Origin of the sequence: Burkholderia sp. NFPP32 (genome assembly GCF_900119325.1) — a bacterium.
Lineage (GTDB): Bacteria > Pseudomonadota > Gammaproteobacteria > Burkholderiales > Burkholderiaceae > Burkholderia > Burkholderia pyrrocinia_C.
In genome coordinates this window covers 61434-76537 of the sequence record NZ_FPJP01000001.1, presented here as the reverse complement: position 1 = coordinate 76537, position 15104 = coordinate 61434, and the positions used below count along the sequence as shown (strand labels likewise).

Genomic DNA, 15104 nt, shown 5'->3' with positions numbered 1-15104 from the left:
GCGGACGGCACGCCGAACCTCGGTTCGGTGACGCTGGGCGGCGGTACGGATGGCACGACGCTGGCGAACGTGAAGGCCGGCGTTGCCGACAAGGACGCGGTGAACGTGAGTCAGCTGAAGGACTCGGGCCTGATCGGCGGCGACGGCAAGGCGATCGCAGCAGTGACGTACGACCGTAACGTAGACGGCACGCCGAACTACGGTTCGGTGACGCTGGGTGACGGCACGAATCCGACGCAACTGAAGCACGTGGCGGACGCAACGGACGACAGTGACGCGCTGAACCTTGGCCAGTTGAAGGATGCGGGCCTGGTGGGCGACGACGGCAAGGGCAACCTGACGTCGTTGGCGGTGGTGTACGACAGCGCGACGAAGGACACGGTCACGCTGGGTGGCGGCACGGACGGCACGACGCTCGCGAACGTGAAAGCCGGCGTTGCCGACAAGGACGCGGTGAACGTGAGCCAGCTGAAGGGCTCGGGCTTGATCGGCGACGATGGCAAGGCGATCGCTGCAGTGACGTACAACCGCAACACGGACGGCACGCCGAACTACAACGCGGTGACGCTGGGCGCCGGCAAGTCGACCGGTGCTGTGACGCTGTCGAACGTCGCGGAAGGTGTCGCGGGCACCGATGCGGTGAACGTGGATCAACTGACGGCAGCAATCAAGGATCTGGATATCGGCCTGAACCCGCTGGCGGTGTCGTATGACACGGCCTCGAAGGATAAGGTCACTCTGGGTGGTGCTGCCGGCACGACGCTCGCAAACGTGAAGGCGGGTGTTGCCGACACGGATGCAGTGAACGTGAGCCAGTTGAAGGACTCGGGCTTGATCGGAGACGACGGCAAGGCGATTGCTGCGGTGACGTACGACCGTAGCGCGGACGGCACGCCGAACCTTGGTTCGGTGACGCTGGGTGGCGGTACGGACGGCACGACGCTCGCCAACGTGAAGGCCGGTGTGGCCGACAAGGATGCGGTGAACGTGAGCCAGCTGAAGGGCTCGGGCCTGATCGGCGACGACGGCAAGTCGATCGCAGCAGTGACGTACGACCGTAACGCAGATGGCACGCCGAACCTTGGTTCGGTGACGCTGGGTGGCGGCACGGATGGCACGACGCTGGCGAACGTGAAGGCGGGTGTTGCCGACAAGGATGCAGTGAACGTGAGCCAGTTGAAGGGCTCGGGCCTGATCGGTGACGACGGCAAGGCGATCGCAGCAGTGACGTACGACCGTAACGCAGACGGCACGCCGAACTACGGTTCGGTGACGCTGGGCGACGGCACGAACCCGACGCAATTGAAGCACGTGGCGGATGCAACCGACGACAGCGATGCACTGAACCTCGGCCAATTGAAGAACGCGGGCCTGGTCGGCGACGACGGCAACGGCAACCTGACGTCGTTGGCGGTGACGTACGACAGCGCGACGAAGGACACGGTGACGCTGGGCGGCGGCACGGACGGCACGACGCTTGCGAACGTGAAGGCCGGTGTTGCCGACAAGGACGCGGTGAACGTGAGTCAGCTGAAGGACTCGGGCCTGATCGGCGGCGACGGCAAGGCGATCGCAGCAGTGACGTACGACCGCAACGCGGACGGCACGCCGAACTACGGTTCGGTGACGCTGGGTGACGGCACGAACCCGACGCAATTGAAGCACGTGGCGGATGCGACGGACGACAATGACGCACTGAACCTCGGCCAGTTGAAGAACGCGGGCCTGGTGGGCGACGACGGCAACGGCAACCTGACGTCGCTGGCGGTGACGTACGACAGCGCGACGAAGGACACGGTCACGCTGGGCGGCGGCACGAACGGCACGACGCTCGCCAACGTGAAGGCCGGTGTGGCCGACAAGGACGCGGTGAACGTGAGCCAGCTGAAGGGCTCGGGCCTGATCGGCGACGATGGCCAGGCGATTGCCGCAGTGACGTACAACCGCAACGCGGACGGCACGCCGAACTACGACGCGGTGACGCTGGGCGGCGGCAAGTCGGCCGGCCCGGTGACGCTGTCGAACGTGGCGGATGGCGTAGATCGTCATGACGCGGTGAACCTGGGTCAGTTGCAGGATTCGGGCCTCGTTGCGCCGGTCGATCCGACCAATCCGGGTGCGGGCCTGACGTCGCTCGCGGTGACGTACGGCAAGAACGCGGACGGTTCGGCGAACTTCGATGAGGTCAAGCTGATGGGTACGAACGGCACGACGCTTGCAAACGTGAAGGCCGGTGTGGCCGACACGGATGCAGTGAACGTGAGCCAGCTGAAGCGCTCGGGCCTGATCGGCGACGATGGCCAGGCGATTGCCGCAGTGACGTACAACCGCAACGCTGATGGCACGCCGAACTACGACGCGGTGACGCTGGGCGGTGGCAAGTCGGCCGGCCCGGTGACGCTGTCGAACGTGGCGGATGGCGTGGATCGGCATGACGCGGTGAACCTGGGTCAGTTGCAGGATTCGGGCCTGGTTGCGCCGGTCGATCCGACCAATCCGGGTGCGGGCCTGATGTCGCTGGCGGTGACGTACGGCACGAACGACGACGGTTCGGCGAACTTCGACGAAGTGAAGCTGAGGGGCGCGGACGGCACGACGCTGACGAACGTGAAGGCCGGCGCGGTGAATACGGCCAGCACGGACGCGGTGAACGGCTCGCAGCTGTATGGCGTGTCGAAGAGCGTCGCGGATTCGCTGGGCGGCGGCTCGACCGTCGACGCCAACGGCAACGTGACGGCGCCGACGTATTCGCTGACCGATCCGGCCAACGTCGCGGCGAAGGCCGACTACCGCAACGTCGGCGACGCGCTGGACAACCTGGATGGCCGTGTTGCGACCAACACGAAGAACATCACGGTGATCAACAACCAGCTTGCCGATTCGGGGCTGGTGGATCCGGTGACGGGTCAATCGATCGCCGCGGTGACATACGACCGTAACGCGGACGGCACGCCGAACTACAGCGCGGTGACGCTGGGTGGCGGCAAGTCGGCCGGCCCGGTGCAGCTGAAGAACGTTGCTGCCGGTACGGACGACACCGACGCGGTGAACGTGGCTCAACTGAAGAGCGCTGGCCTCGTCGCGCCGGTCGATCCGACGAACCCGGGTTCGGGCCTGACGTCGCTGGCAGTGACGTACAGCACGAACGATGACGAATCGGCGAACTTCGACGAAGTCAAGTTGAAGGGCACGAACGGCACGACGCTGACGAACGTGGCGGCGGGTGCGGTGAACGCGACCAGCACGGACGCGATCAACGGCTCGCAGCTGCACGGCACGGCGCAGAGCGTGGCGGACACGATCGGTGGCGGCACGACGGTCGACGCGGACGGCACGCTCGCGAACACGGCGATCGAAGTGAAGGGCCAGAAGTACTCGACCGTGGCGGAAGCCGTGCAAGCGGCGGCGGCCTACGGCGCGACCGATTCGCTCGCGGTACGTTACGACCTGAACAGCGACGGCACGCCGAACTTCGGTTCGGTGACCCTCGGCGGGTCGGGCGCGGCACCGGTGCGGCTGACGAACGTCGCGGACGGTACGAGCCAGTACGACGCCGTGAACTACGGGCAGTTGAGCGCGCTGAACGACAAGATCGGCAACCTCGACGACCGTGTCGGCGGCCTCGAGCTGCGGCCGGGCACCCCGGGTGACGGCAACGGCGGCGGGACGGGCACCAACCCGTACTTCGGCGCGACCGACCAGACCGCGGGCGGCTCGTCGGCGGCGAACCCCGGCACCGGCACCGGCAACGTGGCGGCAGGTTCCGGTTCATCGATCGGCACCGGCGTGAACGACGGCACGGCGATCGGCTCCGGTTCGACGGTGGCCGCAGGCGGCGGCACGGCGATCGGCGCGGGTTCGGCCGCGAAGGGCGAAAACGCGACGGCGATCGGCCAGGGTTCGAACGCGACCGGCAGCGGTTCGGTGGCGATCGGCTCGGGCTCCGTGGCGAACGAGGCGAACACCGTCTCGTTCGGCAACGGCACCGACACCGGCAACCGCCGGATCGTGAACATTGCCGACGGCGTGGGCGCGAACGACGCCGCGACGAAGGGTCAGCTCGACCGTGCGGTCGGCGGTCTGGGGAGCCAGATCAACGACGTGTCGAAGAACGCGTACTCGGGTATCGCGGCAGCCACTGCGCTGACGATGATTCCGGGCGTGGATCCGGGCAAGACGCTGTCGTTCGGTGTCGGCGGTGCGACCTACAAGGGCTATCAGGCGGTGGCGTTCGGCGGCGAGGCCCGCATCACGCAGAACCTGAAGATGAAGGCCGGCGTGGGTCTGTCGAGCGGCGGCAACACGGTTGGCGTGGGTGCGTCGTACCAGTGGTAATGCGCAGGGCGGGGCCATGCGCCCCGCCCGTGCGATGCCGCTTCGATCTTTCAAACCTCTCAGACAAGCGCGTCCGCCTGCGGGCGGACGCCAACTCAAGACCATGACTTCAAAGCTTTTGCGCGTCGCGTCGATCGGCGCGTTCGCGATGGTCCTCGGTGCATGTACGACGCAATCGGGGCTCACCTACGACATTCGCGCGGTATCGATCCCGGGCAAGCCGGACAACGTGTTCCGCGTGAGCTGCGACGGCCTGCTCGGCAGCGCCAACTCGTGCGCACGCGCGGCGGAGGAATTCTGCCGCGGGCAGGGCTTCACGCCGCTCGAGATGATCGACCGCGTGTACAGCCGCGCGCCGATGAAGGATCCGCGCGAAATCACGTTCGTCTGCGGCAAGCCGCAGCCAGTCGCGCAACCCGCGCCGGCACCGCAGCCGCAACCTGCGCCGCAGCCGCAACCGGTTCAGCAGCGCCAGGTGCTGCTGCAGGGCGACGCGAATTTCGCGACCGACAGCGCGGCGCTGACGTCGCAGGCCCGCAACGATCTCGATCGTTTCATCGCGACCAATCGCGGCGTGGAATTCTCGCGTGTCGCGATCACGGGCTTCACCGATTCGACGGGTAGCGCCGCGCATAACCGCACGCTGTCGGAAGCGCGTGCGCGCACCGTGGTGAACTACCTGCGTGCGAACGGGCTGCAGGCCCGGTCGTTCGCCGCCGAAGGCCTCGGCGCGGCCGATCCGGTTGCATCCAACGCGACGGCCGCCGGCCGCGCGCAGAACCGCCGCGTCGAGATCCGCCTGGACACGCAATGAAGCCGTGACGCAATGACGTATCGCGCGGTGCCGGTTCGCCGGTGCCGCCAGGGCCTTCGCCGGTCACGAGCCGGTGGAGGAACAGGGTGCAATCGACCGCCGCACCCCGTTGTCCCGGCAGGCATGCCAAGCCGCCCGCTCTGACCGAGCCGGCGGCTTTTTTCTTTTTTGCGGGGCGCCGCGCGGCGGCCGCTCCCGTCCGATCCTTGGCTGATCGCCCCGGTTTCATGCGAAACTAGCGCCCAATTACGATCCAGAAAGAACGGCGCGCATGCGCCGTCGCCGGCAATCGGGCGGCCGTTCGGCCCCCCGCGACAGCGGTGAATACTCGGACGACTATGGGAAGCTATCAGATACGTGTGGTACTGGCCGACGACCATCCGGCATTGCTCGTCGGCGTCCAGCATGGGCTGTCGTCGGTGCCGACGATCCGGCTCGCCGGCACGGCCGGCAATTCGACCGAGCTGATCGCGCTGCTCGATGCGGGCGCGTGCGACGTCCTGGTATCCGACTACGCGATGCCCGGCAATGTGCACGGCGACGGCATCGCGCTGTTCTCCTACCTGCAACGCAATTACCCGGCCGTGAAGCTGGTCGTGCTGACCATGCTCGACAACGCGGCGGTGGTCGGCGCGCTGGTGCGGCTCGGCATCGCGTGCATCGTCAGCAAGTCGGATGCGATCGATCACCTGATTCCTGCCGTGCATGCGGCCGCGACGGGCGGCACCTATTATTCGCCGTCGGTCGAGAAGGTCGTGCGCACGCTGTCCGCGCATTCGAGCGCGCGGATCGTAGACCAGGCGCCGAGCCTCAGCAGCCGCGAGATCGAGGTCGTGCGGCTGTATGCGTCGGGGATGACCGTCAACGAGATCGCGGAGAAGCTCAGCCGCAGCAAGAAGACGATCAGCACGCAGAAGGCGCGCGCGATGCAGAAGCTCGGCGTGGAAAAGGATATCGATCTGCTGCGCTACGCGATGGAGCACGGGATCGTCGCCGCGTCCGGTAGCGAGGGCAAGGCGGTGGAGCAGGAAGGAGAAGGGAAAGGGCGCACCGATCCGGCTTGACCGGCGCGTAGTGGGCGCCGGCAAGGTTCGGGTGCCCGGTCATTCGTCCGGGCGGGTGCGGCCGGCCATGCGCCGGCATCGTCACCGCGCCGTCAGTGCGGGCTTTCGTTGACGGCCGGCAGCGGCGTCGCATAACCGTAGTCGGACACCAGCCCGCACGAGATCGCGTAGCGGACGAGATCGACGTCGCGCTCGATGCCCAGTTTCTGCATCGCCGAACTCTTCTGCGTGCTGATCGTCTTCTTGCTGCGGCTCAGTTGCTCGGCGATGTCGTTGACCGACAGGCCCGACGCGAAGAGGCGGATCACTTCCAGCTCGCGCGCGGAGAGTGCCGGCGCCTTGCCGCCCGTGTTGCCGGCGGCCCGCAGGATCCGGTCCATCGACGGCGACAGGTAGCGGCCGTTCGTATAGGCCGCGTGGATCGCCATCGTCAGGTGGCTCGTCATGTCGGACTTGCTGACCACGCACGCGATGCCGAGATCGAGCAGCGCGCGCAGCGCCACCGCGTTCTCCATCATCGTCATCACGACGATGCGCAGATTCGGGTAACGCTTCAGGATCGCGGTGAACAGCGCGAGACCGTCGCCGTATTCGGTACCCGGCATCGCGTAATCGGACACGAGCACGTCGCACGGATGATTCGCGAGCGTTTCCATCAGTTCGGTCGAGTTGCTGGCGCTTGCGACCACCGAGAGCGTATTTGTCGATGACAGTTCGTAGCGTGCGCCGATGACCACCGCCGGATGGTCGTCGGCGATCACGATGCGGATGGGAAAAGTTCTTGGCATGTCGGTTGTACCTGCATGTTGCGCCGCGCGGCGGGTGCCGTGCGGGGGAGGTCGGGGCGAAAGCACGAGCGTCCGGCGTGCAAGCAGGCCGGACGCGATGTCGTCGCGCCGACGGCCGGTGGCGGCTCGTTCGGAACCGTCACTGGGCGTCGGCCGAAAAAGCGGGGGATCGCTCCCCCGCTTCGGGTCGATGCTCCGCGCGAGGCGGAGCCGTCCGGTCAGAACTCGTAGCCGACCTGTGCACGCACGCCTGCATCGCCCGTCGACGTGACGGACACGGCGCCGTTCATCAGCCACTTGCCGTCGCGCGTCCGGTAGGTCGCACCGGCGGCGATCGCCGAGCCGCTCTTGTAGTTCGCGGCGCCGGCCGCGACGACGGTCTTGCCCGGTTGCGACGGCGTCAGGTTCGGCATCGCCATCGCTGCCGCGACACCGGCGTACGCGTTCTTCGCGACGTCGTTGATCATCCGGTTCGTTTCGCCGAAACGCTGCTCCATCTGACGCACGTTCACGGCATCGGTCGGCGCGGTGCCGTCCGCGACGTTGGTGATCTGACGTTCGTGACCGGCCGAGCCGACCGACACGCTGTTGTCGCGATCCGCCACCGAGCCCGCGCCGATCGCCACCGAACCGCTGCCGGTCGCTTTCGAACCCTGGCCGATGGCCGTGCTGTCCGAACCCGATGCGACGGAGCCCTGACCGATGGCCGAGCTGTTCGAACCGCTGGCCGCCGAGCCCTGACCGAAGGCCGAGCCGTTGTCGCCCGACGCAACCGCGCCTTGGCCGACCGCCGTGCTGTTCTCACCCGACGCGACCGAGCCGTCGCCGACCACGAGCGAGCCGTCGCCGCCCGTGCCGCGGCCGACGTTGCCGTCGCTACCACCGCCACCGCCGCCCGAACCGCCGCCGGCTTCGAGGTCACCGACGCGCCCATCGAGCCGTGCGTATTCCTGCGCGAACCGCTCCTGGAGGTCGTGCAGCTGGCCGCCGTTCACGGCTTCCATGCTGCCCGCCGCGATCAGGCCCGGTGCGACGTTGAGCAGCTTGGTGCCCGCCGAACCGCCGAAGGTCACGCTGGCGAGCGAGATGTCGTCATACGTTACGGCCGCGATTTCCTTGCCCGTGTAGTCGATGAGGCCCGTCGCCCGCAACTGCGCGATCGTCACCGCATCGTCGTCGTTCACGCCGTTCGCGACGCCCGACAGCTTGCGTGCGCCGGCCGTGCCGACGAAGCTCACCGCCGCGCCGTCGGTGTTCGCGCCGACCGTCAGGTTCGCGCCCGGGCCCGCCTGCTGAACGAGGCCGACCGTGCCGTTGCCGATCTGATCGGCCAGCGATGCAATGTCGCCTTCGTTGGTGGTCACGCGACCATCGAGGTTCGTGATGGCACCGCCGACCGACGTGACCGTGGTCGTGCCGCCGCTGCCGTCGCCGAGCGTGAAGCTCGGGGCCGAGATCGAGCCGTCGGCGTTCACGGTCGAGCCGCCGCCGATGGCCGATGCGACGCTGCTCGACACGCCGTGCAACTGCGAGCCGTTCACTGCTTCGGTGCTCGTCGCTGAAACCGCGCCTGCCGCGACGCCGGTCAGCTTGCGTGCGCCGGCCGTGCCGGTGAAGTTGACGGCGGCACCGTCGGTGTTCGCGCCGACCGTGATGTCTGCGCCTGCGCCGGCTTGCCGGACGAGGCCGACCGTGCCGTTGCCGATCTGGTCGGCCAGCGCTGCGATGTCGCCTTCGTTGGTGGTCACGCGACCATCGAGGTTCGTGATGGCGCCGCCGACCGACGTGACCGTGGTCGTGCCGCCGCTGCCGTCGCCGAGCGTGAAGCTCGGGGCCGAGATCGAGCCGTCGGCATTGACGACGGAGCCGCCGCCGATGGCCGATGCAACGCTGCTCGACACGCCGTGCAGTTGCGAGCCGTTTACTGCTTCGGTGCTCGTCGCCGAAACCGCGCCTGCCGCGACGCCGGTCAGCTTGCGTGCGCCGGCCGTGCCGGTGAAGTCGACGGCCGCGCCGTCGGTGCTCGCGCCGACCGTGATATCTGCGCCTGCGCTGGCTTGCTGCACGAGGCCGACCGTGCCGTTCGACAGGCCGTCCAGCCTGGTGTTGATCGTCGTGATGTTGCCGTCGAGTGCGCCGAGTGCGCCACCGACCGTCGTTTGCGTACCGCCGTTCGTGAGCGTGTACGTCGGGCCGGTCACGGCGCCCGTCGCAGGGTTGATCGCAGCACCGCCGCCGAGTGCGGTCACGACCGGCGTGAGTTGCGACACGTTGACGGCATCGGTCCCGGCCGTGCCGGCTGCGACGTTCGTGATCTGGCGCTGCAGCGTGGCCGAGCCGACCGATACGCTGTTGGCGCGATCTGCAATCGAACTGGTTCCCAGCGAAACCGAATTGGTGGCCGTTGCCGCGCCGTCACCGCCAAGCACGACGGCATTGGTGCCGCTTGCAGTGGTCCGGATACCCAGTGCGATAGTCTCGCTCGCGGATGCATTCGAACCTGCACCGATCGCGATCGCGCCTGCATTGCTCGCGCTTGCATTTTCACCCAGTGCAATCGATGCGGAATTGGCTTCCAGAGCGCTTGAATTGGCCCCGTTGCCGATTGCGATGTTTCGGGCGTTATTGGAGATGGTTGCAGCACCGGCTCCGCCTACCTCAACGCGCGGGTTAATCGTCGCATTCAGCTGCGCGAGGTTCACCGCATCGGTGCCTTGCGTGCCGGCCGCGACGTTCGTGATCTGGCGTTCCTGCCCGTTCGAACCGACGGAGACGGTGTTGTCGCGATTCGCGATGGAGCCTACACCGAGCGCGACCGAGTTGTCCGCCTGCGCATTGGCACGGAAGCCGATGCCGACTGCGGACACGCCGCCTGCGGTCGAACTCTGGCCGAGTGCTATCCCGTTGGTGCCGGTGACCCTGGCATTGCTGCCGATCGCGGTGGCGTTGACTGCGCCGCCCGTGGCCGCATTGCCGAGCGCCACACTGTTGTTGGTCGTGGTCGCGGCCTGGCTGCCGATTGCAATCGAGCCCACGCCGGCGGCGGTGGCGTTCGGACCCATCGCGGCCGAACCGCTACCCGCTGCCGCACTGCTGTTCCCGATGGCCACGGCTGCGCCGGTACCCATCGCGCTCGCATTGGTGCCGAGAACCGTCGTGCCGGATCCGCTGTGCCGCGCGTTGGCACCAATCGAGATCGTGCCGGTCCCACCGGCTGCCGCACTGTGACCGATTGCGATCGAATCTTGCGCCCCCGGGATATCACTATCGGTCACCCGAGCACCGGTACCGATAGCGATCCCATTCGTCGGCACATAACGATTGGTTTGTACAACCGACGCGCCATCGCCCACGGCCAGGTTACTGTTGCCCACGACGCGCGACGATGCGCCGAGCGCCATCGAATGAAGCCCGTCCGCCGAGGTGCCCGAGCCGATCGCAACCGAACTGGAACCGCTGGATGTCACCGATTGCCCGATCGCAACGGCATTGGCACCTGAGGCCACGGCACCGAGGCTCCCGCCTGTCGCAGTCTGGACCTTGAAGTAGTCGTCGGTAAGGGCGGCCGTCGTGCCGATCGCATCCGTGCCGATCGAGCGCGACGCCGTGACCTTGCACACGCCAGCCGCATCGAGCGAACCGCCTTTCCCATCCTCGGTCGTACACGCATCGGCCGCGAATGCACCGCCGATCGACGCGCTGCCCAGCGCGAGAGCTGCCACGGCCTGGCGCGCCGCGCGCGCCGAGCCCTTCGAACGCGAACGCGCTGTTTCGGCCACGGCCGTCCACGTGCCCGTCGCCGTGTTCCAGATGTTGCGATACGTCTTGTTCATTGACCCTACTCCTTTCAGTTCGTCAGGTTGATGAGCCAATGTTAGGGATCGGCCTCGTCCGAATCTGTCGTCCAGAACCTATTCGGGAAGCGATGTTTGTAGGGCGGGTCCTACACGCGCGCACGCGCGAGCAGGCCGCCCGGACGGGCGGCCATGGAGAGGGCAGAGGGAAGGAAAGACAGCCGCCGGACGGCGGCCGCTCAGGTTTGCGGCGCCTGCGCCGCGCGTCGCCAGAGCGTGTCGCGCGCGAGGCGCTCCGTGCGATCGACCAGCGGTTCGAGCGCGGCCGGATCGCCGGCCTGCACGGCGTCCTGCATGTCGCGCACCGCGTCGGCCACCGCGTGCTCGTGGATCGTCGCGAACGCGCCGCGCAGCGAATGCAGTTCCGCCCGCAGCGCAGGCACGTCGCCACGCGCGAGCGCATCGCGAATCGCGGCGAGCGAACGGTCGAGCGTGTCGCTGAACAGTGCATGCACGTCCGGCGGCAACGGGCCTTCGGCCAGATCGACGAGCGTGTTTCGCTCGGGCCGGCTTGCCGCCGCCACCGTCGCGAAGCGGCGTACGGTGCGATCGATCGTGTCGAGCAGCACCGGCTTCACGAGCACCGCGACGATGCCGGCTTCGGCGCAGCGCGCATGTTCGGCCGCGCTCGCATGCGCGGTGATCGCGATCACCGGCAAGTCGGGATAGCGCGCGCGCAGCACGCGCGCGAGCGCGTAGCCGTCCATGCCGGGCATGTTCAGGTCGGTCATCACGAGGTCGTAGCGCGTGTCGGCGCAGCGGCGCAGCGCCGACGCGCCGTCGTCGGCCGCATCGGCCGCGTAGCCGAGCGTGACGAGCTGGCTCTGCTGCAGCGTGCGGTTCACCGGATGATCGTCGACGACGAGCACGCGCGCGGCCAGCGCCGGCAGCGCCGCATCGGCGTCGGCGGTCTCGGCGCGGTGCCGCGCGATTTCCGCATCGGTTGCCGCGCGCAGCGGCAGCGTGACGACGAACGTGCTGCCTTCGCCGGGCGCGCTCTTCACGTCGATCGCGCCGTGCATCATCTGCGTGAGGTGCTTCGTCAGCGCGAGCCCGAGCCCCGTGCCGCCGTAGCGGCGCGTGATCGACGTATCGGCCTGCGTGAACGGGCGGAACAGCGCCGCGCGCTGCGCGTCGGTCATCCCGATGCCCGTGTCGCTCACGCCGATCACGACCGGCGAAGCCGGGTCCGCGTCGTCGCGCAGATAGACTTCGAGCGTCACGTCGCCGCGATCGGTGAACTTGATCGCGTTGCCGACGAGGTTCGCGGCGATCTGCCGGATCCGCACCGGATCGCCGACGTAGCGCGACGCGAGCGCATCGTCGACGATGACGTCGTACTGCAGCCCCTTCGCCGTCGCGAGCGGCTCGAACATCGCGCCGGTCTGCTCGATCGCTTCCGCGAGATCGAACGGGATCGCCTCGATCGTCATCTGGCCGGCCTCGATCTTCGACAGGTCGAGGATGTCGCTGATCAGGTTCAGCAGCACCGACGACGCGCCCTCGACCGTCTGCAGCCGCTCGCGCTGCGTATCGGCGAGCGGCTCGCGGCCGATCAGCTCGAGGTTGCCGAGGATCGCGTTGAGCGGCGTGCGGATCTCGTGGCTCATCGTCGCGAGGAACGCCGATTTCGCGTCGTTCGCGGCGTCGGCCGCGCGCAGCGCCTCGTCGAGCTTGCGCTCGATGTTCTTCTGCGACGTGATGTCGGAGAAGTTGCACAGCACGACGTCCGTATCGCGGTAGCGGGTGCGCACGAGATTGACGAGCAGGTCGACGGTTTCGCCGCCGCCGGCCGGCAGCGTGACGTGCAGGTCGGATTGCCACGCGCTCGCGCCGGGCGATGCGTCGAAGCGGGCCAGCAGCCGCGCCGCGAGCGACGGTGCGGCGGCGATGCGCGCGTCGTACGCGCGCATCGTGTCGTTCTGCAGCAGCACCGCGCCGTCGGCGAGCGACAGCAGCGCGATGCCGGAAGGCGCGGCTTCGACGATCGTGCGGTTCAGGTTCTCGCTTTCGACCACGCGGCGCGTGCGCGCATCGTCGGGCTTCAGCACGCGGCGGTCGAACAGCACCAGCAGCCCCCACACGAGCACGAGCGCGGCGAGCATCACGACGACGTACCAGCCGGCCTGCAGGCCGACCGCGGCGACGAGCGAGCGCAGCGTGAACGCCTGCACGATCGTCCAGTCGGTGTCGGGGATCGGCTGGCTCAGCGCGAACAGGCCGCCGCCGTAGGCCGTGCGCGGGCCGCTGCCGGTCGTCGCGCGGGTGTGGGTGGCGAGATCCTTCAGCGTGGCGAGCGTGGCCGCGTCGCTCGCGGCCGCGCCGGTGCGCAGCAGCGTGTTGCCCTGTGCGTCGGCGACGATTGCGCCGTTGGTCGCGTACTCGGTGGTCAGGCGTGTGCGCAGCACGTCGACGGGCAGCGTCGACACGAGCACCTCGAACGGCTGGCCGCCGGCATACGCGGCACCGACGAGCCGGAACACGTCGCGCCGCTGCACCGGATCGTAGGCGGGCGCGTGCCATACGAAGCGGCCGGCGGCGGGCGGTTCGAGGCCGGCCGCGACCTGCGCGAGCAACGCCGACGCACCGGCCGTGCCCGCCGTGGGCGAATCCGCGGCGGGGGCCGGGATCACCAGCGCGAAGCTGCGATCCGGGCGGTACACGTAACCTGCGACGGCGCGGTCGGCGTCGTGGTTCGCGAGATACGCGCCGACGCGATAGGTGAGGTCGCTCGCCATCGCGAGATCGCGCCCGTATGACTCGGCCGGCCGTTGCGGCGACAGGTCGGCGAGCACCAGCATCGACGGGATGCGGTCGCTGCCTTTCAGTTCGAGCCGGCCGTGCCCGGTGTCGAGGCCGGCGACCAGCGCCGGGTCGGTCACGCGCGTCTCGCGGAACGCCTCGTCGTGCGTGACGAGCGACACCATGCCGGTCATGCGCAGCTTGAATTCGAACTGGACGAGGAAGTGGCGCACGGCGAACGCCGTATAGCGCTCCTGGATGACTTCCTTCGCGACGGCATACAGCATCAGGCCGCTGGCGAGCAGGATCGCGATCGTCACGGCGATGCCGCCGCCGTAGAGCAGCGCGCGCTGCCGGCGGCCGACCGGCGCGTGGGAAGGGGGCGCGGCGCGGGCGGTTGGATGGGGGCGATCGGGTGCGGCGCGGTGGTCCATCGGGAACGGGGCAGTCGGCCAGGGTTCCGCCATGATAATGGAGTCGGACCAGTTTCCATGCTGCATGGCGGCAGCGAGGGCCCGCGCTGGCGCTGCCGGGTGTTCAGGCGATGCCGTCGATATCGTGCGTGGCGCGGGTTTCGCCGGTTTCGTCGGCTTCATCGATATCGCCCGGCTCGCACATCACGAGCCGATAGCCGAATCCGTACATCGTCATCAGCCGCACGCCGTGCCGGCCGTCGAGTTCGAGCCGGTCGCGCAGGGTGGCGACATGCGTATCGACGCGGCGGCTCGACGACGCGACGAGCGAGCCCCACACGAGCTGGCTCAGATGCGCGCGCCCGAGCGCGCGGCCCATGTTCAGGAAGAACGCGGTCGCGATCTGGAAGTGCTTCTCGGTCAGCACGTGCTCGCGGCCGCCGACGCGAACCGTGCGTTCGGCCGCATCGAACTCGAACTGGCCGACCCGCCAGCGCCGATGATGCGTCGTGCGGTGATGCGCCCACCTGAGCCACGTCGACACGCTCGCGACGAGCAGCTCGGGCGGCGACGAGTAGGGCAGGTGTTCGTTGGCGCCGGCCATGAAACAGGCGGTGCGCGACGTGTCGTCGTCACGCTGGCTGACCGACAGAATCGGCGCGGTATCGGAAAAGCGCGCGCGCAGCGTGCGGATCGCTTCGAGCGTGCGGTAGCAGGTCGATTCGCACTGCACGACGAACAGGTCGAACGGCCGCGTGTCGCACGCGGACAGCAGCTCGGGCAGATATTCGAAGCGGGTGGGCCGGTAACCGGATTTCCTGAGGATGTCGTCGATGCGCAGGCGGTCGTAGCCGTATCCGGCGCGGCGCAGGCGATCGTCGAACGCGTGGCGGCTCGGATGGTCGATCGTCAGGATTGCGATGGCGAGCGGAGATGCGTCAGTCACGATGCAACGCCTTCGAAAAAAGATCCCGCCGGGGTAGGCGGGACAAATATCGACTATGGAAATCCCGACCGCCCGCATCCAGGCAGCGAGCGGCAGGTGAAGCCATTGTGGCGGCTTCGGCATCGCAGGGAAATCGGCCCAGTCCGAA

Annotated in this window: 7 protein-coding genes; 3 read left to right on the top strand and 4 right to left on the bottom strand. The window is 68.2% G+C overall.

Translation table 11 applies throughout. The features are described 5' to 3' along the window. The 3 genes from BT264_RS00300 to BT264_RS00290 all read left to right on the top strand — a co-directional run. Window positions 1–4335, top strand: a 4335-nt coding sequence (locus BT264_RS00300) for a YadA-like family protein (protein WP_177318995.1), incomplete at its 5' end; no start/stop codon positions are given. 103 nt (window positions 4336–4438) lie between these two features. Next, the gene (locus BT264_RS00295) at window positions 4439–5149 is read left to right on the top strand and encodes an OmpA family protein (protein ID WP_072435827.1); all 711 of its coding nucleotides are present in this window, start codon (window positions 4439–4441) and stop codon (window positions 5147–5149) included. 338 nt (window positions 5150–5487) lie between these two features. Beyond that, entirely contained in the window at window positions 5488–6213 is a 726-nt protein-coding gene (locus BT264_RS00290; RefSeq protein WP_072435826.1) for a LuxR C-terminal-related transcriptional regulator, read from the top strand. Window positions 6214–6305: 92 nt separating this feature from the next. On the opposite strand, the gene BT264_RS00285 is transcribed toward BT264_RS00290, so the two are convergent. The 4 genes from BT264_RS00285 to BT264_RS00270 form a co-directional block, all read right to left on the bottom strand. Further along, window positions 6306–7001 (bottom strand): response regulator, encoded by a 696-nt coding sequence (locus BT264_RS00285; RefSeq protein ID WP_072435825.1) that lies wholly within the window; start codon window positions 6999–7001, stop codon window positions 6306–6308. 218 nt (window positions 7002–7219) lie between these two features. After that, window positions 7220–10834 (bottom strand): YadA family autotransporter adhesin, encoded by a 3615-nt coding sequence (locus BT264_RS00280; protein ID WP_083533867.1) that lies wholly within the window; start codon window positions 10832–10834, stop codon window positions 7220–7222. A 200-nt stretch (window positions 10835–11034) separates the two neighbouring features. After that, window positions 11035–14064, bottom strand: coding sequence for a sensor histidine kinase (locus tag BT264_RS00275; RefSeq protein WP_256260549.1), 3030 nt, complete (start codon window positions 14062–14064; stop codon window positions 11035–11037). Window positions 14065–14134: 70 nt separating this feature from the next. Further along, window positions 14135–14956, bottom strand: a complete 822-nt coding sequence (locus BT264_RS00270) for a response regulator transcription factor (RefSeq protein ID WP_072435820.1) — start codon at window positions 14954–14956, stop codon at window positions 14135–14137. Window positions 14957–15104: the final 148 nt, after the last annotated feature.

Bases quoted from the DNA above. Each gene is read 5' to 3' on its own strand.
- BT264_RS00290 (WP_072435826.1), top strand. From the start codon at position 5,488: ATGGGAAGCTATCAGATACGTGTGGTACTGGCCGACGACCATCCGGCA.
- BT264_RS00280 (WP_083533867.1), bottom strand. From the start codon at position 10,834: ATGAACAAGACGTATCGCAACATCTGGAACACGGCGACGGGCACGTGG.
- BT264_RS00275 (WP_256260549.1), bottom strand. From the start codon at position 14,064: ATGGCGGAACCCTGGCCGACTGCCCCGTTCCCGATGGACCACCGCGCC.
- BT264_RS00285 (WP_072435825.1), bottom strand. From the start codon at position 7,001: ATGCCAAGAACTTTTCCCATCCGCATCGTGATCGCCGACGACCATCCG.
- BT264_RS00295 (WP_072435827.1), top strand. From the start codon at position 4,439: ATGACTTCAAAGCTTTTGCGCGTCGCGTCGATCGGCGCGTTCGCGATG.